Annotated in this window: 26 protein-coding genes; 24 read left to right on the forward strand and 2 right to left on the reverse strand. The window is 35.5% G+C overall.

Features of this window, described 5'->3' with window-relative positions; genetic code table 11:
• Nucleotides 1-4: 4 nt before the first annotated feature.
• Nucleotides 5-586 carry a DUF4199 domain-containing protein gene (locus ACMHJ2_RS06090; RefSeq protein ID WP_413512070.1) on the reverse strand — a complete coding sequence of 194 codons (582 nt, stop codon included), beginning with the start codon at nucleotides 584-586 and terminating at the stop codon, nucleotides 5-7.
• Nucleotides 587-936: 350 nt separating this feature from the next.
• On the opposite strand from ACMHJ2_RS06090, the gene ACMHJ2_RS06095 reads away from it, so the two are divergent.
• From ACMHJ2_RS06095 to hisS, 3 genes are all read left to right on the forward strand, one after another.
• Nucleotides 937-1,188, forward strand: a complete 252-nt coding sequence (locus tag ACMHJ2_RS06095) for a type B 50S ribosomal protein L31 (RefSeq protein ID WP_413512071.1) — start codon at nucleotides 937-939, stop codon at nucleotides 1,186-1,188.
• A 134-nt stretch (nucleotides 1,189-1,322) separates the two neighbouring features.
• On the forward strand, nucleotides 1,323-2,513 hold the full coding sequence (locus ACMHJ2_RS06100; protein ID WP_413512072.1) for a GlmU family protein: 1,191 nt from the start codon (nucleotides 1,323-1,325) through the stop codon (nucleotides 2,511-2,513).
• Nucleotides 2,514-2,640: 127 nt separating this feature from the next.
• The gene (gene hisS, locus ACMHJ2_RS06105) at nucleotides 2,641-4,011 is read left to right on the forward strand and encodes a histidine--tRNA ligase (protein ID WP_413512073.1); all 1,371 of its coding nucleotides are present in this window, start codon (nucleotides 2,641-2,643) and stop codon (nucleotides 4,009-4,011) included.
• A gap of 87 nt (nucleotides 4,012-4,098) precedes the next feature.
• Here hisS and ACMHJ2_RS06110 read toward each other — a convergent pair whose 3' ends face one another.
• On the reverse strand, nucleotides 4,099-4,818 hold the full coding sequence (locus ACMHJ2_RS06110) for a helix-turn-helix transcriptional regulator (RefSeq protein ID WP_413512074.1): 720 nt from the start codon (nucleotides 4,816-4,818) through the stop codon (nucleotides 4,099-4,101).
• An 81-nt stretch (nucleotides 4,819-4,899) separates the two neighbouring features.
• On the opposite strand from ACMHJ2_RS06110, the gene ACMHJ2_RS06115 reads away from it, so the two are divergent.
• The 21 genes from ACMHJ2_RS06115 to ACMHJ2_RS06215 all read left to right on the forward strand — a co-directional run bounded on the left by ACMHJ2_RS06115 (nucleotide 4,900) and on the right by ACMHJ2_RS06215 (nucleotide 17,105).
• A complete protein-coding gene (locus ACMHJ2_RS06115; RefSeq protein WP_413512075.1) occupies nucleotides 4,900-5,028 on the forward strand; it encodes a hypothetical protein in 129 nt (42 codons plus the stop codon).
• 11 nt (nucleotides 5,029-5,039) lie between these two features.
• Nucleotides 5,040-5,375 carry a hypothetical protein gene (locus ACMHJ2_RS06120; protein ID WP_413512076.1) on the forward strand — a complete coding sequence of 112 codons (336 nt, stop codon included), beginning with the start codon at nucleotides 5,040-5,042 and terminating at the stop codon, nucleotides 5,373-5,375.
• A 172-nt stretch (nucleotides 5,376-5,547) separates the two neighbouring features.
• On the forward strand, nucleotides 5,548-5,784 hold the full coding sequence (locus tag ACMHJ2_RS06125; RefSeq protein WP_413512077.1) for a hypothetical protein: 237 nt from the start codon (nucleotides 5,548-5,550) through the stop codon (nucleotides 5,782-5,784).
• 602 nt (nucleotides 5,785-6,386) lie between these two features.
• Nucleotides 6,387-6,737, forward strand: coding sequence for a hypothetical protein (locus ACMHJ2_RS06130; protein ID WP_413512078.1), 351 nt, complete (start codon nucleotides 6,387-6,389; stop codon nucleotides 6,735-6,737).
• Nucleotides 6,734-7,195 (forward strand): CHAP domain-containing protein, encoded by a 462-nt coding sequence (locus tag ACMHJ2_RS06135; RefSeq protein ID WP_413512079.1) that lies wholly within the window; start codon nucleotides 6,734-6,736, stop codon nucleotides 7,193-7,195. Before ACMHJ2_RS06130 ends, ACMHJ2_RS06135 begins: the two co-directional genes overlap by 4 nt.
• A 10-nt stretch (nucleotides 7,196-7,205) precedes the next feature.
• Nucleotides 7,206-7,712, forward strand: a complete 507-nt coding sequence (locus ACMHJ2_RS06140; RefSeq protein WP_413512080.1) for a hypothetical protein — start codon at nucleotides 7,206-7,208, stop codon at nucleotides 7,710-7,712.
• Nucleotides 7,713-8,017: 305 nt separating this feature from the next.
• The gene (locus tag ACMHJ2_RS06145) at nucleotides 8,018-9,223 is read left to right on the forward strand and encodes a DUF2586 family protein (protein WP_413512081.1); all 1,206 of its coding nucleotides are present in this window, start codon (nucleotides 8,018-8,020) and stop codon (nucleotides 9,221-9,223) included.
• A 1-nt stretch (nucleotide 9,224) separates the two neighbouring features.
• Complete coding sequence (locus ACMHJ2_RS06150; RefSeq protein WP_353102359.1) at nucleotides 9,225-9,644, forward strand: hypothetical protein; 420 nt, start codon at nucleotides 9,225-9,227, stop codon at nucleotides 9,642-9,644.
• Between the two features lie 66 nt (nucleotides 9,645-9,710).
• On the forward strand, nucleotides 9,711-10,025 hold the full coding sequence (locus tag ACMHJ2_RS06155; RefSeq protein WP_413512082.1) for a hypothetical protein: 315 nt from the start codon (nucleotides 9,711-9,713) through the stop codon (nucleotides 10,023-10,025).
• A 23-nt stretch (nucleotides 10,026-10,048) separates the two neighbouring features.
• A complete protein-coding gene (locus tag ACMHJ2_RS06160; RefSeq protein WP_413512083.1) occupies nucleotides 10,049-10,273 on the forward strand; it encodes a hypothetical protein in 225 nt (74 codons plus the stop codon).
• Nucleotides 10,266-11,657, forward strand: coding sequence for a hypothetical protein (locus ACMHJ2_RS06165; protein ID WP_413512084.1), 1,392 nt, complete (start codon nucleotides 10,266-10,268; stop codon nucleotides 11,655-11,657). The genes ACMHJ2_RS06160 and ACMHJ2_RS06165 overlap by 8 nt, the downstream gene beginning before the upstream one ends.
• Nucleotides 11,658-11,667: 10 nt before the next feature.
• Nucleotides 11,668-12,258, forward strand: a complete 591-nt coding sequence (locus ACMHJ2_RS06170) for a DUF6046 domain-containing protein (protein WP_413512085.1) — start codon at nucleotides 11,668-11,670, stop codon at nucleotides 12,256-12,258.
• Between the two features lies 1 nt (nucleotide 12,259).
• Nucleotides 12,260-13,231, forward strand: coding sequence for a hypothetical protein (locus tag ACMHJ2_RS06175; protein WP_413512086.1), 972 nt, complete (start codon nucleotides 12,260-12,262; stop codon nucleotides 13,229-13,231).
• Nucleotides 13,232-13,723: a hypothetical protein gene (locus ACMHJ2_RS06180; protein ID WP_413512087.1), complete on the forward strand. Its 492-nt coding sequence runs from the start codon at nucleotides 13,232-13,234 to the stop codon at nucleotides 13,721-13,723.
• A gap of 17 nt (nucleotides 13,724-13,740) precedes the next feature.
• Nucleotides 13,741-13,950 (forward strand): hypothetical protein, encoded by a 210-nt coding sequence (locus ACMHJ2_RS06185; protein WP_413512088.1) that lies wholly within the window; start codon nucleotides 13,741-13,743, stop codon nucleotides 13,948-13,950.
• Nucleotides 13,947-14,291 (forward strand): hypothetical protein, encoded by a 345-nt coding sequence (locus ACMHJ2_RS06190; protein WP_413512089.1) that lies wholly within the window; start codon nucleotides 13,947-13,949, stop codon nucleotides 14,289-14,291. Before ACMHJ2_RS06185 ends, ACMHJ2_RS06190 begins: the two co-directional genes overlap by 4 nt.
• Nucleotides 14,272-14,556 carry a hypothetical protein gene (locus ACMHJ2_RS06195; protein ID WP_413512090.1) on the forward strand — a complete coding sequence of 95 codons (285 nt, stop codon included), beginning with the start codon at nucleotides 14,272-14,274 and terminating at the stop codon, nucleotides 14,554-14,556. Before ACMHJ2_RS06190 ends, ACMHJ2_RS06195 begins: the two co-directional genes overlap by 20 nt.
• Entirely contained in the window at nucleotides 14,553-15,419 is an 867-nt protein-coding gene (locus ACMHJ2_RS06200; RefSeq protein ID WP_413512091.1) for a nucleotidyltransferase, read from the forward strand. The genes ACMHJ2_RS06195 and ACMHJ2_RS06200 overlap by 4 nt, the downstream gene beginning before the upstream one ends.
• Nucleotides 15,409-15,864: a hypothetical protein gene (locus tag ACMHJ2_RS06205; RefSeq protein WP_413512092.1), complete on the forward strand. Its 456-nt coding sequence runs from the start codon at nucleotides 15,409-15,411 to the stop codon at nucleotides 15,862-15,864. The genes ACMHJ2_RS06200 and ACMHJ2_RS06205 overlap by 11 nt, the downstream gene beginning before the upstream one ends.
• Nucleotides 15,861-16,661: a hypothetical protein gene (locus tag ACMHJ2_RS06210; protein WP_413512093.1), complete on the forward strand. Its 801-nt coding sequence runs from the start codon at nucleotides 15,861-15,863 to the stop codon at nucleotides 16,659-16,661. Before ACMHJ2_RS06205 ends, ACMHJ2_RS06210 begins: the two co-directional genes overlap by 4 nt.
• 3 nt (nucleotides 16,662-16,664) lie before the next feature.
• Entirely contained in the window at nucleotides 16,665-17,105 is a 441-nt protein-coding gene (locus tag ACMHJ2_RS06215; RefSeq protein WP_413512094.1) for a hypothetical protein, read from the forward strand.

The raw sequence follows: 17,105 nt of genomic DNA on the forward strand, positions 1-17,105 counted from the left end.
TGGATTAACTGTTTGAATCAGTCTCTGTTGTAGCTTGCTGAGCATCGGTATGAGCTAGAGGCGTAAACTCTGATTTATTTTTAAAAATAGCAGCTAATAATAAACCTAAAATACAATTCCTTAAAATACTACCTGACCACATAAAAACTTGTTTTTGAGGGTCAAATAGATTGAGTTCTTTACTTTTGGTAAGTTGCTCATTGATTTGTTCTTGAGGTAACCCTGAGTTGTCTAAGGTTTCAACTAACATATCATATAAGACTTTGTTTATCAAATCCTTTGCAGAAGGATCTACGAGATTAAACAAAATGTTATAGACGATATAGTTTGCCGTTACACCAATCGCAATCGCAATTAAAAAAGGAGTAAAAGCCTCTTTAAAAGTCACATACCCCCCAACCTTTTTGCGGGCAATATATACCGTTAATACGCCAAGTATAATGGTAATACCAATATTAAAAAAACCTACAAATTTGTTAGCAAAAAGGGTTTGATCAGTAAAAAATAGGGTACAATTAAATAGTAGGTAATAAATAGCTAATACAATTCCAAAGGTTATGCCTACTTTATTGAGAGGGTTCTTCATCCGTGTGATTTTCAAAAAATGTAAGTTACAAATATACTAAAATACCCATTTAGTTTTGTATTAGGGAAGAATAAAGCTGAAACGGATAGCAGCACGTGAATAATCAGGCAAAAAAGGACTATTCTACTTTTACTAGAGGTGTTTGATAGTTGATTGGGGAAGATTACGATAAAATATAAGCAACCTCGATAAAAAACACGATTATTTATTTGTAGATTCAAATTAATTTGTAAATTTGCATGCTTAATAAAATAAGTATAACCCAAAAGTTATTTGACGTTTATACCTTTCTTGGAAAACAGAAAGCTTCAAAATAGAGAATAACTCAATTTTTTAAAAACAGATTTATCATGAAAAAAGGTATTCACCCAGAAAATTACAGATTAGTAGCATTTAAAGATATGTCAAATGAAGACGTATTCCTTACAAAATCAACCGTTGATACAAAAGAAACGCTTGAAGTTGATGGAGTAGTATACCCAGTGTTCAAAATGGAGATCTCTCGTACATCTCACCCATTCTACACAGGTAAATCTAAACTTATTGATACAGCAGGACGTATTGATAAATTCAAAAATAAATACGCTAAATTCAGCAAATAATCTGAATTTATTGAAAATAACAAAAACCTTCCAAGCAATTGGAAGGTTTTTTTGTTTATATCTGTAACTGATATGGTGTTTTTTTGGATAGATTCAGTTAACTTTGAATAATCTATGAACTGATATTTATTGTTATGAACTATATTTTATTTGATGGAGAGGTAAGAAAGGCCTTATTGCCTTTTACTTTTACAAGACCCGTAGCGGATATTCGAGTTGGAATTTTGACAATCCGAGAAAAATGGGAAACCTATTTGGGGTATACGACAACTACCGTTACTGAAGAATATTTAGAAGCTAAATATCCTATGGTTGAGGTTGAACAAAATATCATGATTAATAGTGCGTTCTTACCTACTGAAAAACTAGTAGAACTCATTCAATCTTTAAAGCCAAAACAAGCAGTTGGTTATCAGGATGATATTGTTGCTTTCTTTACAGAAGAAGAGCAAGAGGATATTAATTTTGAGGAGTATGAGATTTTAGACTTTACAGATTCTCTGATTAAAATCGCCAATAAATGGGATATCTTTCAACAAAATGATGGAGCTATTCGTCAAGATTATGCGCTTTTGACAGAAGATAGAATTTCAGAACCTATTCCAGCAACGGTACAAGTGATAGGTAGTGAATATATTTTTATTGAAGAAGGTGCTGTTTTAAATTTTGTAACACTTAATGCGGCTACAGGACCTATTTATATCGGAAAGAATACTGAAATAATGGAAGGTTCCGTTATTCGTGGACCTTTTGCACTGTGTGAGGGAGCTCAAGTTAAAATGGGAACAAAAATCTATGGAGCAACAACCATTGGACCAGAATGTAGAGTGGGGGGGGAAGTAAGTAATTCGGTTATGTTTGGTTATTCTAATAAAGGACATGACGGTTTTTTAGGCAATTCGGTTCTCGGTGAATGGTGTAATTTAGGTGCGGATACGAATAATTCAAACTTAAAAAATAATTATACAGCTGTAAAATTGTGGAATTATGAAATGGAGGCGTATGAAAGTACTGGTTTGCAATTTTGTGGCTTGATGATGGGTGACCATAGCAAGAGCGGTATCAATACTATGTTTAATACAGGTACTGTGGTAGGCGTGGCTTGTAGCATTTTTGGTGGGGATTTTCCTAAAACATACTTACCTAGTTTTACTTGGGGAAAATCGGCGATGGATGATGTTTATGACGTCGATAAAGCAATTAAAACAATGAAAATGGTAATGGGGCGCCGTCATATCGATTGGACACCAGAAGATGAAGCTATTATGCGTTTTTTATCAGAAGAAAATAAATTAGAACGCTTTCAAGCGAGATTAGGAAGATAGTTACGGTTGAACGTCTTTCAATACGATTCCCTTTCCCTAATACTAAAGACTTGCAAAGGAAATAAACCTGTTTCTAAGGAAAAATACCTATTTTTGTAGGGTTAAATAACTAGAAAATTAATTGAAAATGGCAAAGAAACCAGGAATTCCAAAAGGGACAAGAGATTTTTCTTCGATTGAAGTAGCAAGAAGACAATACATAATGCAAACAATCCGTCATCATTTTGAGCATTTTGGTTTTCATCCTATAGAAACGCCCTCTTTTGAGAATTTGGATACGTTATTGGGAAAATATGGAGAAGAAGGTGATCGATTGATTTTTAAAATTCTAAACTCAGGGGATTATTTAAGTAAAGTTGATGAATCACTTTTAGCAGATAAGAATAGCTTGAAGTTGACTAATCAGATTTCAGAAAAGGCCTTGCGTTATGATTTAACCGTGCCTTTCGCTCGTTATGTGGTTATGCACCAAAATGAGTTAGACTTTCCTTTTAAACGCTACCAAATGCAACCCGTATGGCGCGCAGATCGCCCACAAAAAGGAAGATTTAGAGAGTTTTACCAGTGTGATGCCGATGTTATTGGTTCAAAATCACTTTGGCAAGAAGTAGAATTGGTTTTATTGTACGATCGTGTATTTACTGCTTTGGGAGTAGAAGGCGTTACCATTAAACTAAACAATAGAAAAATCTTAGCTGGTATTGCAGAAGTAATTGGTGCAAGCGATAAATTGATTGATTTTACAGTTGCTTTAGATAAATTAGATAAGATTGGAGAAGAAGGGGTGAAGAAGGAAATGATTGAAAAAGGCATCGATGCAGTAGCCATTGAAAAAGTGCAACCTTTATTTAATTTTACGGGAACTTTTGAAGAGAAAATCGAGAAATTAGGTCTATTATTAGCCCAGTCAGAACAGGGAGAAAAAGGAGTAGAAGAATTAGCTTTTGTTGGAAAAGAGATTGCAAAAATCGGACTTTCAACAGCTACTTTAAATTTGGATGTAACTTTAGCCCGTGGTTTAAACTACTATACAGGAGCAATTTTTGAAATCGAAGCACCCGAAACCGTTCAAATGGGGTCGATTGGTGGCGGAGGTAGATATGATGACTTAACAGGTGTTTTTGGATTAAAAGACATGAGTGGAGTAGGGATCTCTTTTGGATTAGACCGCATTTACTTAGTGATGGAGGAATTAAATCTATTCCCTTCAACAGTCAATGCTTCTTCAAGCGTTATATTCTTAAATTTTGGAGAAGAAGCGATGAGTTATGCGATGAAAGCCGTAGCTCAATTGCGAGATGCTGGAATTAAAACAGAAATTTACCCAGATAAAGCAAAAATGGATAAGCAGTTCAAATTTGCAGATAAAAAAGGAATTCAATTTGCTGTATTAGTTGGGGATGAAGAAATCCAACAACAAAAATATAAAGTGAAGAATCTAGTTTCAGGAGAACAACAAACCGTTAGCCTAGAAGAATTAAAACAAATGGTGCAATAAGATAAAATATTGCATAAATTATAAAAAGGAGCAGTAAACATTCGTTTGCTGCTCCTTTTCTTTTAGAACTAAGTTTCTTTATTAAGTTTAGTTGTGAATGCGTATGGAAGCTCTTACTAAAGCCATCGCTGCAATTTTATTCAGCGGAATATCTTTGTCTTGATGGTGTTGATTTTGACTAACTAATCGGACATGATCCTCTCCTTTTTCTGATTTTTGAAGAAATTTAATTGTTTTATACGTCGAATGCGTGTCAATATAGATGGAAAGGATATAAATCTCCCCGAAAAAAATATTATTGATATCAACATCCACCTTTTTAAAAGCTACAATATCTCCTGCTTTTAATAAAGGATACATAGAATCTCCCGTTGCATAAATTGCACCATCTACACTTGGAAGATTGGGAACACTTAAATAATCAACAATAAATTCATCGTCAAAATCGCCATTTGATTTAGGTAACAACCCCATCGTTGCCATTGAATTGAATAAAGGGATTTTTTGAACATCTTTGATGGGATCCACCGTTTTTCGAAAAGAAATAGTGGGTGCTGTTATGAAATCACCCACTTGATTAGGTTCAGACTTTAGCATATTACCTTCTCCAGTAATTAACCATTCTAAATTCATATCCGTATATTTTGCGATTATTTTCGCTACAAAAACGTCTGAAACAGCTGAATTAAGTTTGTCTGAATCCAAAAAACCTCTTTTTATATCAGTTGTTCGTAAAAACTCACTTACGCTAATCCCTTTGTAGTCAATGTATTGAATTATTCTATCCTTTGTTGTTACTATATTCATCGCGCATTTATTTGTTTTATTACTATATTTATCGCACATTTGTCTTTCATAAGAAGATGAAACCTAAAAACGTGTAAATATATGGAAAAAGTGAAACAACAAGCGTATTTTAACTTAAATATTTTAGTTCGATTAACTAAGAAATACGTAAAATTAAGTAATGAAAGATATTGGTTTGCGACTTTTAGCGCAAAAAAAGAATTAACCTAACGCCAATTCGAATGACCGAACTAGAACTTAGACACAAAATGAATCAATTAGAGGAGTGGCTTAAAGTGAATGGCTTACATCCCAATTATACACTCATTTTACAAGACAAACAAAGATTAGACCAACAAATAAACGAGATAAATACTATGAATGAAAATTTACAACGAGAACTAGTGCTTTATGATGCTTTAAAAGCGTCTGCAAATACAGGCTATTTTACGACAGGGGAAAGAATTTGTATCAATCAAGAAAGAGGCTATTTATTGAGTATGGAATCAGAAGAGGAACTGAATCCCTATCAAATTCCTTCAGCAATTGAAACAAAAGTACAAGCTCTAAATAAGTAAATCGCAAAGCGATTGAGTTAATGGAAGAGTTTTTTGACTTTCTATTGATTTATCTCCATAGAAGAAGGAAAGAAGGAAATAAAAGTACAATTTGATTTGTACTAGAAAGCAGCTAGCTGTAAAACTAGGTGGTTATAAAAAAAGTTTTAAGCATGAAAAAGTTTAGTATAGTATGAGTTCACAACAATTAGGGCGTAAGTTAAATAAACTGCGTCGCTATCAACTAATATTAGAATTGTACAATCAACATAAAACGCCAGATATCCCTGTGAGTGTGGTTTGGCGTAAATACATCTGTCCTATTTATCCCATTTCTCGTACAACACTGTATGAAATTCTAGGAACAGCTGTCAACAAAGAATTAATGCGTGTGGAAGAAGAATGTAGACAATTAAAAAGTATAGAATAAGATAGTAGAAGTAGTTTGTTAGTTGATTGGTTCATTCACTACTTTATAAGTATAAAAAGTAATCTAAAGGAGAAGATTTAGGCTTTACTGTTCTGACAGGAAGGATAAATCTTCTCCTTTACTTGTTTAAAATAGGTTGAGGAGAGTCCGAAAATTAGTTTAGGAAGTCCAATCCTGAGAAATATTCCTACCCGTGTCAAACTTTAATCGGATTATTTACTAGGCTAAAAGAGACGGTAACTGAACAGATTTGTTCAAGTACTAAATACTACTGTTTAGGTGCTGAACAACAACTTGAACAGGGGTATAAAATGCGCCAATTTTGTTCTCGAGATGATAAGGGAATAACAACGAAACACACGAAGAGAAACCTAAAATGTACTTAGAACGGTTTATAAAACGATTAGATATCCTACTTGACCCAACAGCAAGTAATCGCAAATAAAACGGAACGTTACTTTTTATCCATGGAGTTTTAAAAAAATAAAAGTACAACAAAAAAGGCATTGAAGAGTAAGCTTTTAAGTCCATAGGAGGAGGGAAGTAAAAGTATCGGTAAAGTTGAAAAATCAGTAGCATCTCAAAAACATAACAGGTAACGGATGAATGAGACTTTAATTATAACAGGGGTTGGTTTAGTTTCTTCTTTAGCAACTTGGTGGGCGACTCGAAAAAAGAAAAAGGCAGAAGTGCAAGCTTCTGAACTAGAAAATGTAGAGAAGTCTCTGAAGTATTATAGAGAATATGTAGATGATTTGGGGAGTAAGTTGAAAGAAGCTACCAATGCCTTATACCAAACCTCTCATTTATACCGCGAGGCAATAGATGAACTAAATACAGCAAGACTAGAAATTAGGAATCTTGAACAGCGATTAGAGCTTTTAGCCACTCAGAATAGAGAGTTAATCGCTGAATTGAGAAAGTACAAACAATTAAATGGAAAACGAGAATGACCTTATCCAAGCAAGTAATCCTCCAGGCAAAAAGTCAAGTAAAAGTTCAAGAGTGGCCTTTAAAAAATAACAAAGGTCCAGGAGTGAAAAAGTATTTAAATAGTGTAGGCCTTGATGAAGGATATGCTTGGTGTATGGCTTTCGTTTACTGGTGTACACAAGAAGTATGTCGAGATTATCAGGTCGCTAATCCACTCAAAAAAACGGCTGGTGTTTTAAATCAATGGAACGCTAGTGTCCCGCTGCAAGTAAGCGCTCCAAACCCGGGTGATATTTTTATTATGGATTTTGGAAAAGGAATGGGACATACGGGGATTGTGGTTGAGGTAGTAGGAGATTCCATTCTTACAATCGAAGGAAATACCAATGATGAGGCGAGTCGGGAAGGGTATATCGTAGCAGAAAAAACGAGAAAAATTAGTTCAATTAACAAAGGTTTTTTGCGGCCTTTTAAATGAAATGTAAACAGTGAAAAAATGTAAAACGGAGGTATCTCTAGTTGTTGTTGCATGTATTGCCTTGCTATTAATGAGTTGTTCCAATACCAAACAGGCTTTAAATCTGCAACCTACGAGCATAGAAAAAGTAACTAGAACAGTTGAAGAGGTGAAACGAGATACGATTCTAGTCGTAGAAGCAGATCAGAGTCAATATGTAGCTGAACTTGCCATAGAAGGCAATAAAATCGTTGTGAAAGATGCGAATATCAAGCGCAGTAAACAAAAGGTGTTGCAACCACCTCAGGTTCAGTTACAGGGCAACAAGCTAATCGTTGATTGTTATGTTGAAGCTCAACAGTTGTTTTTTGAATGGAAAGAACAGTATATCAAGGAGCATACAGTTAAGGAAATAAAAATTCCTGTAGCGGTTCCTCTTGAATTATCTGTATGGCAGTCCATGCAAATTTGGTTAGGGCGTATTTTTTTGCTCTTACTCTTGTTAGGTGGTAGTTTTTTTATTCGAGCCCGAAGGTAATAGAACCTAAATAAGGGATGAAACACCTTTAAAACAAAACGAAAGAACAAAGATTTGCCTTTCTAGTTTGAGAATTTGCTACGGACAAAATCAAAAACTAGAAGCAACAGGACAAGTGAGATTTAGAAACAAATTAAAAAAGAAAAGTTGAGCAAAGAGACAAAGAATTAATTGCTGTACAGTTCTAGTTGAACAGATGGTAAGGCTACAACCAATCATCCTTAGGTAAAAACAGTTATGCTAAATGAGGAAATAGCTGGAATTGTAGCGTAGATAAAGAGAAAAGAGAAACAAAAACAAAAATTATGTTACCAAGAATTAATATCAAATTTCAAAATGGAAACCTCGGTCAAGTGGTTTCATCTCCCGATGGAGTTTTCGGTTTATTAGCTTCTGCTGTTGCTGTTGTCGATAAGTTCGAGTTAAATAAAGCCTATCAGCTAAAATCGATGCGCGATGTGGCTGAGTTAGGAATTTTAGAAGGCACAAATAACGGAAAACTGTACAAAACGCTGAAAGAATTCTACGCAGAAACAGGTGAAGGTGCAGAGGTATGGTTGATGGGCGTTGATAAAAAAACGAAACTCTCCGAATGGTTTGCAGAAAAAGAAGGGGTTGTTTTAGCAGAAACGCTATTGAATGCTGCTCAAGGTAAGTTAAGAGGATTATTTACAGCTTATGATCCAGATGCAGCGGTTGAAATTACCCTGGCTAAGGGAATGGATCAAGATGTTGTGGTTGCCATGGCTTTGGCTCAACAAGTAGCTGAAAATTATACCCAACGTGTCTATGCTCCTTTCTTTGTTTTAGTAGAAGGATATGCTTTTGATGGGGATAAAGTAGCCTTAGAAGATCTAACAAAGAAAAATTTTAATCGCGTTGCAGTGTTGCTTGGCGATACAGAAAAGGACAGTAAAGGGGCTGCAACAGGTATTGTCATGGGAAGATTGTCCTCTATTGGCGTCCAAGTGAATATGGGACGTGTGCGAGATGGTGCATTAAAACCCTTAACGTTATTTATTGGCAATACCGCTGTGGATCAGTATGACGTAGAGGCCTTACACGATAAAGGATTTAACTCCTTCCGTTTTCACCAAGGAAAAGCAGGATACTTTATGATTGATGATGTGTTGGCAACAAGTGAAACCGATGATTATCAAAATATCACTAGAAGAAGAACCATCGACAAAGCGTTCCGTCTTGTTTATATCGCAATGCTAGATTTCTTGTTAGACAATAGCAATGTAATAGCAGATGGCTCAATCAGTCCTATTTATGCAAAAACAATTGAAAACAGTGTAGAATCAGCGATTTATAATGCGATGACTACAGCTGGAGAATTGAGCGTAGATGCAGCAAATCCAAATGATAGAGGCGTGGTTTGTAAAGTAGATTTACGTCACAATGTTGTTAGTACAGGACAGATCAAGATGACTGTACAAGTTCGCCCATTAGGGTATAATCGTTTTATCAATGTAGAATTGGGTTTTGTACCCGTAAATCAAAAGTAATATGGTAGTTGTAGGAGGCCGTGAGTATGAATGGGGTGATATTTCACTCGTATTAGGTAATCGTGAAGTAGTCGGGATTACAGGAATTAAGTATGGAGAAAAAGTAGAACGTATCGCAAGTTATGGTAAAGGGCGCTATGCGCATTCGATCCAAAGTGGGAACGTTGCTGTCGATGGGGAAATTACTTTATTGCAAAGTGAAGTGATTGCTTTACAAAAATCAGCATTAACTCAAAGTTTGTTGACGCTACATTTAGATGCAATCGTCAATTATGGTGATCCATCAGATGGAGAAGGAATGCGTACGGATCGTATTTTAGGTATTCGCTTTACCGAAGATGTGAGAGAGTGGAAACAAGGCGATAAACAAGCCGAAATTACACTTCCATTTTTAGCCTTACGTGTAGTAAGCGGAATTTAAAAAGTATAAATAATAAGAAAAGCCTCCGTAAAGAGGAGGCTTTTCTTATAAAAAAATCAGCGAAAAATGAGTAAAGTTTTTATTGGGGAAGTAACTCCAGAACAAATTGAAATGTTCAAACAACAGCATAAAATTGTACATAAGTTAAAATCAGATAGTGGTGTGTATGCCATTGTACGTAGACCAACAATGAAAGAGATTGAATATGGACAGGCGATGCTGGCACAAAGTAAATTCATCTCCTACAATAAGCATTTGTTTGATGCTTGTTTGTTAGCACTTAATGAAGATATCCGAGAAGATGAGTATAAAATCAATGCATTTGCTTCTCAAATGATGATGGTTGTTGAAATTGAGCGTGTTGAGGTGGAAAAGCTTTAGGAGAAGCACTATTTGAGCGCCGTATGACTTCTCCTACTTCTTCTACTTCTGGAAAAGAAAAGCAACTAACCCAGGAAGAATATTATAAGGCGTTATATCAATGGATTAGCAGTATTCGTAAAGTACATGGTGCTATTCGATATTATTTGAAGCTAGAACCTTACGATATGGAATTATGGGAATGGGCGCATCGATTTAGAGAGTTGGAATGGATAAGAAAAGAAGAATCAAAAGGAGGACATGGCTAATTTATCAGAATATATAGAAGAAGTAAAGGATAATACTTCTGGCGTGATGCAACAATTGGGAGGATCTATTTCCGATGTTGTAAGTAGCATGCAAGGAACACAAGTGGAAAGTATTGCAACAACCACTTTATTGAGAAGCATGGGAGGATCAGTAGAAGTACTGACCTATCAACTCATACAACTAAAACAGGAACGTGATTGGATTGATCCAGCGAATATTACACTTATTCAACAATATACAGAAGAAATTAATGCTTTAGCTAAAGTAATTTCGAGTATGGGAAGTGCAATAAAGGTAGACATTCAATTTAATTTCCCACAAGGTAGTTTGGACGTTCCTATTAATGCAGATGATACACAAACAGAAAAATTGCGTAGCGGTTGGGAACTTTTTATCGATACTGTAGGAGAAGGAGTCACCTTTTTCTCTGAAGTAATAGATAGTGTTGGTGTGAAGTTGAGTGAACTTGGTGGAGTTGCTTTTGAAGCTGCTATAAATGGGGCTGGTGGATTGATTGAAAAATTATCAGAAGGGAATGCTTTATCTCTAGTTACAGCATCTGTTTTAGGAACTCTTACGAATGCAATAATCTTAATGAAAGAATGGGGGGAGCTTGTAACTCAGGTGGTTCAAGCGCTAACCTTGGCGCAACAAGTTTTAAATTTGGTATTGAAACTTACGCCTACCAATTTAATTGTAGCAGGTATTATTGCTTTGATTGCCTTGATTGGATATCTAATTTATAAAATTGATGGTTGGGGAGAAGCTTGGGAACATACAACCCAAACAGCAAAGTTTTTATGGAGCGGAATGCTCAACGCCTTCAAACTAGGTTGGTTGGATTTTTCAGGAATGATTATGAATGGGATTGATGCTTTGCGTATTGGTTGGTATAAGTTTAAATCTTTAATGGGGGATGATTCTGCTGAGCAGGAAATTAAAATCATAGAAGAGCGCATTGAGAATCGAAGACAAGAAGTAGCTGAAACGAGAACGGCCATGATTAGTGATTTTGCTGCTGCCTGGGAATCAACCAAAAAAGCCTTTGGATCTTTTAGCTGGAATGATAAAACGTTAGAAGATTTTGCTAAAGAAATGAAAAGCAAACTAGGGATGAATGAGCCTCCTAAAGGAGTGGCAGTAGGACAAAAAGTGCAAACTGATATCAAAGTAATACCATCCACAGAAAATAATGTTGCAGCAGCTTCAACCACTGCGAATGGAGGGACCAAGCACACGTACATCACCATTAATATGGAGGATTTAATCGGAGTTGTAAATATTAACAAAGCTGGATTCCAAGAATCTGTAGAGGATATGGAAGGGGAAGTAACAGATGCTTTACTTCGCTTATTAGGATCAGCTGTAAACGTAGGAAATTAAGATGAATGATATGATACTAAGTTCCTTATTAGGAACAAATATTATTAAGGAAGCACCTTCTTTTGAGGCGATGGGAAATAACATAGCAATAAAGGACTCATCGAATGATTTACAGCTTCCTTTTACTAAAGTAAGGAATAGAATTCTTCCGGTACTCCAATTTTTCCCGTTGACTTTATCTGTCGATGGAGGTCCAAAATTTACTTTACCGTATGAGCCCCAAATTAGTATTGAAGGAAAAAATAGTATAGTAAAACGCAAAGTACTGAAGTATAATGAAAAGTTCTCTGGAAGTACCTATGGTTCAGTGAAAGAACGCTGGAGTACAGATGACTACAGTATCACAATTGAAGGAGCCATATTTGGGGAAGTAGAAATAGGACTTTATGATATGACTTTTCCTTATCGAGAGTTTGAACAATTGAAATTTTTCTTACTACAAGGAAAAGAAATTAAAGTGTCATCTCCTCCTCTGGAACTTTTAGGGATTAGCCATATTGCGATTGAGGAATTTAGTTTTCCTTTTATACAAGGAGAAAATGTACTGGCTTATAAGATCAAAGCCTTATCGGATGTAACTCAAAAATTATTTATAGAATAGGATGTTTACAATGTGTTATCAAGTCAGTTTTAAAACTGAGGAAGGAAAGACGTACAATCTCAATCTATTAGATGCTATTGAGATTGAACGATCAGTAGAGAAATTAGTAGGAACCTGTAAAATCACCTTGCCCCTTTATCGTTTTAATGATCCTTTATTTGTTCAGCAAGATATCAAACGAGGAACAGAAGTTACGGTATGTTTGGGCTACGATGATCAATTAAATGAGGAGTTTAGGGGCTATGTAACCAAGATTGTGTATAACAATAGTTCGATTATTATTGAATGTGAAGATGCGTTATTTCTTTATCGCAAGAGTTTGAAAAATGAACAATTTCAAGATATAACATTAAAAGAACTACTTACCCATATCAGTAATCAAATAGATCCTACGTATACGATAGATTGTAAGTACGACCTCACGTATGAAACGTTTACAATTAACAATAAAACGGGATATGATATTCTAAAGCAGATTCAAGATACGCTAGCAGCTAATGTTTGGTTTGATACGAGGAACAAGATTTTATATGTTGTTTTAGTTTACGTCGATAAGCTTGGAGATGAGAAGTATTCAATGCATCAAAATGTAGAAGCTTCTTCTTTAGAATATGTGCGAGGGGCGGATAAAAAAGTAGAGGTTATTATTGAAGCAACAGACTCAAATGGTACGGCGAAACAAGTCAAAGTAGGGGAAAGTGGTGGAGATCAGATTTCGTTGAAAATTGGCAATGTAAAGGAAAAAGATATTCAAGAACTAGCAGAAGCTATTTGGAAGAAAAAGACTTCAGATCGCTTGAATGGAACGTTTACTGGTTGGTTAATTCCAATGGTTATGCCTGGTTATACAGCGACAATAATTGATCAAGAATACCCAGAACGAACAGGTCCTTACTATGTAGCAAGTGTAAAAACAAAATTCAGCGCATCTGGGGGTGTAAGAACGATTGAACCTGGAATAAAAGTAGGATAGATGAGTGCAAAAAATATAAGGCAATTTATTCAACAAATTGTTGGAGATATGTGGAATCTTCCTTTTACTGCTAAAGTTACACAAGTAAAAGGAGAAACTTGTTCCATTCAACTCACTAGTGGATTGGAACTGAGTGGGGTAAGACTTAAAGCAACACAAACAGGAGCTGATTACAAACTATTGCTGACCCCTCAGATTGGTAGTGATGTGATTGTTTTCTCACAAAGCGGAGATTTGAACAATTTATTTGTTGTACAAATCAATGAGGTTGCCAGGATCGAAATTATCAATGAGTCGATGCAAATCACCTTAGAAGATAAAATGAGTCTAGTTGTGGATGGAGTTAATCTTGGGCAAACGTTGGCCAATTTGTGTGAGGCAATCAAAACGTTAACCGTTAGTACGGGAACTGGCCCTTCAGGAACACCCTTACCACCAACGCAACAAAAAATCCAACAGCTAGAACGCGATTTTAAAACATTGTTTAACTAACGTAAAAGGAGTAGAGTATGGCTTTAGATAAGAGTAAACTAGAAAAGGGGATCAAGCAATTGCTTGAAGATATGATGCAAAGAGAACAAAACTCTTTTGATGAATTTGCAAAACGCTTAGCAACGACCCTTGATACTTATGTCAAAGAAGGAGAGATCGAGTATTTAGGTGGATTAGCTAATTCCGGTGGTGCAGTAACAGGAACAATTCAAGGAAATATAAAATGAGTAAAAATATTGGAATACAGATTCAAGGAGATGGGGAACATCCCGATTTTATGGATATACACGTTGAGGTACAACGCGATGCTCAAGGGTTAATTGTGCAAGGCATGGTAGTCGATGATAGTGTTGAACAAAACAAATCATTGATTCTCATTACACATCCAGGGGAATGGAAAGCGAATCCAACCTTGGGTGTTGGGTTGAGCAACTTGCTCTTGGATCACGATTACCTTGAATGGAGACATCGAATTCGGGAACAATTTGCCCTCGATGAATTGGTCATCTATCAATTGGACTTATTCCCTAATAAACCCTTTGTCATTGATGCAAACTATAAAAATTAAAAATGAACAATGCTTTTTAGATCTTGTATTAGAGAGTACAGGAACGATCAATAATACTTTGATCATGGCCTTGGCAAATGAGGTGTCGATTACAGATGATTTCCCCATTGGAAAGGAGTACAAGGTAGTAGGACCAATACAAGATAATGTAATAAAAACGTATAGGATATACCCTCCTGCAACAGGTTATCGTGCAGTCGAAGAAATCATTAAAGAAGGTATTAGCTATTGGGCGATTAATAAAGACTTTATTGTTGGAATATGAGAAATAGAGAAGAAATTAAAACAGTGATGACGGATGCCTTCCAAGAAAATGAAGTTGTCATCGAAAAATATGGATTGGATACCAATAAATCTTTTGCCCAGCAATTTAGCAAGGTATCCTTAGAAAATTTGCTATTTGATTTGATTGCTTTTTCCATCTGGATTTTAGAAGGAATCTTTGATAAGCATAAAAGTGAAGTGGATGTAGCCTTAGCTGAATTAAAACCAGGTACCTCCAAATGGTACAGGAGAAAAGCATTAGATTTTCAATTTGGGGTTAAACTTTTAGAGGATTCCGATCAATTTGATACCAAGGATTTAACCGCAGAACAAATTGAACATAGTAAAATTATCAAATATGCAGCCGTGGTTGATGCAGATACTGAAAGTCGGTTGATTGTTAAAATTGCTACGGAAAAGGAGAAAGAATTAACCCCAATTACAGAAAGTGAATTGGAAGCCTTTAGGGCCTATTTTTCAGAAATAAAATATGCAGGAGTACCTATTACGGTTATCAATTATGAACCCGATATTTTGCAGTTGTCCATTCGAATTTTTAGAGATCCTTTGGTAATCAACGAAAATGGGATGAGTATTTTGACAGGAAAGTATCCGATACAAGAAGCGATTTCAGAATTTATGAAGGAATTGCCTTTTAATGGGGAACTAATTCTACAAGATTTAGCAAACAAAGTAGAGCAAGCAGAAGGAGTGAAAATTGTTCAAATTGATGCTGCTCAGAGTAAATGGATTGATCCTTTAGTGGGAGGGTATGGCGAATTTACGGGTATCGATGTTAAACGCCTTCCTATTTCAGGTTATTTTAAAGTGGAATCATTTTCGGGAATTAGGTATGTGGTATAAGATTGATTTTAAAAAACTCATGCTGTTGATGCTTCCGCTTTCCTTGCGAAGAGTAGGTTTGATTGCTTGGTTGGAGGCATTAATTGAACCCTTAACGGCAATGCAGTATGATTTTGTACAAAAACGAATTGATACTTTGTACAATTTACAGCATAATGGACAAGTATATGCTCTTCGTAAAGTGCTCAATGACAAATTTGATTCCCAACGTAGAATTCAAATTGTAGATGGAAATCAGTATAGAAGAGGGTATATCTATACCGAACCCGAGCTAAAAACCAAGTATTTAGGAATAGTATACCTGCATCAAGATGTAGATTATGCGGATACCTCGGTGGATTTTATTGTGCAAATACCAACAGAGTGCTATGTTCAATACGAAGTGGAAGGCTTACTTAATTATTACAAATTAGCGTCTAAATGCTATAAAATTGAATTAATATGAATAATATAAATTTTAACCAGACGGGAGGTTTTCCCTTATCTACCAATATGCTGGATGCCATGCAAGAAGCCTATAAACTGTTTGGTGAATTAGGAGAAGCAATCGGAAAGAATTGTATTGTATCTGGTTGTGAAATTAATGGAGCCAATGTTGCTGATGGAGTAGTGGTTTTAAATGGTGAAATCTTACCCTTTAAAGGATCAGGAAGGTTTGTAGGAGCAGTTGTGACTGTACAAGAAGAGGTAGAAGAACGCATTTTTGAAGATGCAAATTCGAAGCCCGTAATTTATAAAAGATATGCTAAATTATCTACTGGTTTTGGTTTCGCATTTGATTCCATGATGCGCATAAAACCTATTATAGAGTTAACGAAAGCGATTGTTCCAGTAGGATTAATTTCCATGTGGAGTGGAACGATAACTGCTATTCCAAAAGGATGGGTGTTGTGTGATGGGCAAAATTCAACCCCTGATTTAAGAAATCGCTTTATTGTTGGTGCTGGTAATCAGTATAATGTTAGTGAAACTGGGGGCGAGAATGAAGTAAAATTGACTGAATCACAAATGCCTTCACATACACATGGCATAATTGATCCTGGACATGATCACAGTTTTACTGAACAAATAGATGGAAAGGGAAATAATTGGGTATTTCTTAATGGCCCATATAATTCCACCACAAGTATAAAAACTAGTTGGGAAAAAACGAATATAACAATTAAGGCTTCTGGAGGAAATCAAGTTCACGAAAACAGACCCCCTTATTTTGCACTCGCTTTTATAATGTTTAAAGGATAAATTATGGTAGGTAAAAATATATTAAAAGAGTGGTTTAGCAACGGTAAAAAACCACCACAAGAACAATTTTGGGGATGGATAGAAAGTTTTTGGCATAAAGAAGAAAAAATACCTATAAACTCAATTGAGGGGTTGTCAAGTTCACTACAAGATAAGTTAGATGCTCCTTTGTTTCAAACCCATTTAAACGATCCTGATGCACATGGTATAAATACTAAATTAGAAAGTAAAGTATCTAAATTAGAATTTGAAAATCATGTAAATGATACAAATGCACATGGAATTGATTTAAAATTGGAAAACAAAGCAGATTTAGACTATGTAACGAGCGAAATAGTTCGCCTTGAGCAAACGTTTAAGGATGTAATTTTGGAATCGAGCAAGGGTACAAAATACAAGTTAGGCGTTGATGATGACGGAACATTAATCACAAGTCAAATCTAA

The sequence above is a fragment of the Myroides odoratus genome (assembly GCF_965118575.1).
GTDB lineage: Bacteria > Bacteroidota > Bacteroidia > Flavobacteriales > Flavobacteriaceae > Flavobacterium > Flavobacterium odoratum_B.

What these genes read in the sequence shown, in the direction of transcription:
- ACMHJ2_RS06090 (WP_413512070.1), bottom strand. Translation starts at nt 586, where the DNA reads ATGAAGAACCCTCTCAATAAAGTAGGCATAACCTTTGGAATTGTATTA.
- ACMHJ2_RS06095 (WP_413512071.1), top strand. Translation starts at nt 937, where the DNA reads ATGAAAAAAGGTATTCACCCAGAAAATTACAGATTAGTAGCATTTAAA.
- ACMHJ2_RS06100 (WP_413512072.1), top strand. Translation starts at nt 1,323, where the DNA reads ATGAACTATATTTTATTTGATGGAGAGGTAAGAAAGGCCTTATTGCCT.
- hisS (WP_413512073.1), top strand. Translation starts at nt 2,641, where the DNA reads ATGGCAAAGAAACCAGGAATTCCAAAAGGGACAAGAGATTTTTCTTCG.
- ACMHJ2_RS06110 (WP_413512074.1), bottom strand. Translation starts at nt 4,818, where the DNA reads ATGAATATAGTAACAACAAAGGATAGAATAATTCAATACATTGACTAC.
- ACMHJ2_RS06115 (WP_413512075.1), top strand. Translation starts at nt 4,900, where the DNA reads ATGGAAAAAGTGAAACAACAAGCGTATTTTAACTTAAATATTTTAGTT.
- ACMHJ2_RS06120 (WP_413512076.1), top strand. Translation starts at nt 5,040, where the DNA reads ATGACCGAACTAGAACTTAGACACAAAATGAATCAATTAGAGGAGTGG.
- ACMHJ2_RS06125 (WP_413512077.1), top strand. Translation starts at nt 5,548, where the DNA reads ATGAGTTCACAACAATTAGGGCGTAAGTTAAATAAACTGCGTCGCTAT.
- ACMHJ2_RS06130 (WP_413512078.1), top strand. Translation starts at nt 6,387, where the DNA reads ATGAATGAGACTTTAATTATAACAGGGGTTGGTTTAGTTTCTTCTTTA.
- ACMHJ2_RS06135 (WP_413512079.1), top strand. Translation starts at nt 6,734, where the DNA reads ATGACCTTATCCAAGCAAGTAATCCTCCAGGCAAAAAGTCAAGTAAAA.
- ACMHJ2_RS06145 (WP_413512081.1), top strand. Translation starts at nt 8,018, where the DNA reads ATGTTACCAAGAATTAATATCAAATTTCAAAATGGAAACCTCGGTCAA.
- ACMHJ2_RS06150 (WP_353102359.1), top strand. Translation starts at nt 9,225, where the DNA reads ATGGTAGTTGTAGGAGGCCGTGAGTATGAATGGGGTGATATTTCACTC.
- ACMHJ2_RS06155 (WP_413512082.1), top strand. Translation starts at nt 9,711, where the DNA reads ATGAGTAAAGTTTTTATTGGGGAAGTAACTCCAGAACAAATTGAAATG.
- ACMHJ2_RS06160 (WP_413512083.1), top strand. Translation starts at nt 10,049, where the DNA reads ATGACTTCTCCTACTTCTTCTACTTCTGGAAAAGAAAAGCAACTAACC.
- ACMHJ2_RS06165 (WP_413512084.1), top strand. Translation starts at nt 10,266, where the DNA reads ATGGCTAATTTATCAGAATATATAGAAGAAGTAAAGGATAATACTTCT.
- ACMHJ2_RS06170 (WP_413512085.1), top strand. Translation starts at nt 11,668, where the DNA reads ATGATACTAAGTTCCTTATTAGGAACAAATATTATTAAGGAAGCACCT.
- ACMHJ2_RS06175 (WP_413512086.1), top strand. Translation starts at nt 12,260, where the DNA reads ATGTTTACAATGTGTTATCAAGTCAGTTTTAAAACTGAGGAAGGAAAG.
- ACMHJ2_RS06180 (WP_413512087.1), top strand. Translation starts at nt 13,232, where the DNA reads ATGAGTGCAAAAAATATAAGGCAATTTATTCAACAAATTGTTGGAGAT.
- ACMHJ2_RS06185 (WP_413512088.1), top strand. Translation starts at nt 13,741, where the DNA reads ATGGCTTTAGATAAGAGTAAACTAGAAAAGGGGATCAAGCAATTGCTT.
- ACMHJ2_RS06190 (WP_413512089.1), top strand. Translation starts at nt 13,947, where the DNA reads ATGAGTAAAAATATTGGAATACAGATTCAAGGAGATGGGGAACATCCC.
- ACMHJ2_RS06195 (WP_413512090.1), top strand. Translation starts at nt 14,272, where the DNA reads ATGCAAACTATAAAAATTAAAAATGAACAATGCTTTTTAGATCTTGTA.
- ACMHJ2_RS06200 (WP_413512091.1), top strand. Translation starts at nt 14,553, where the DNA reads ATGAGAAATAGAGAAGAAATTAAAACAGTGATGACGGATGCCTTCCAA.
- ACMHJ2_RS06205 (WP_413512092.1), top strand. Translation starts at nt 15,409, where the DNA reads ATGTGGTATAAGATTGATTTTAAAAAACTCATGCTGTTGATGCTTCCG.
- ACMHJ2_RS06210 (WP_413512093.1), top strand. Translation starts at nt 15,861, where the DNA reads ATGAATAATATAAATTTTAACCAGACGGGAGGTTTTCCCTTATCTACC.
- ACMHJ2_RS06215 (WP_413512094.1), top strand. Translation starts at nt 16,665, where the DNA reads ATGGTAGGTAAAAATATATTAAAAGAGTGGTTTAGCAACGGTAAAAAA.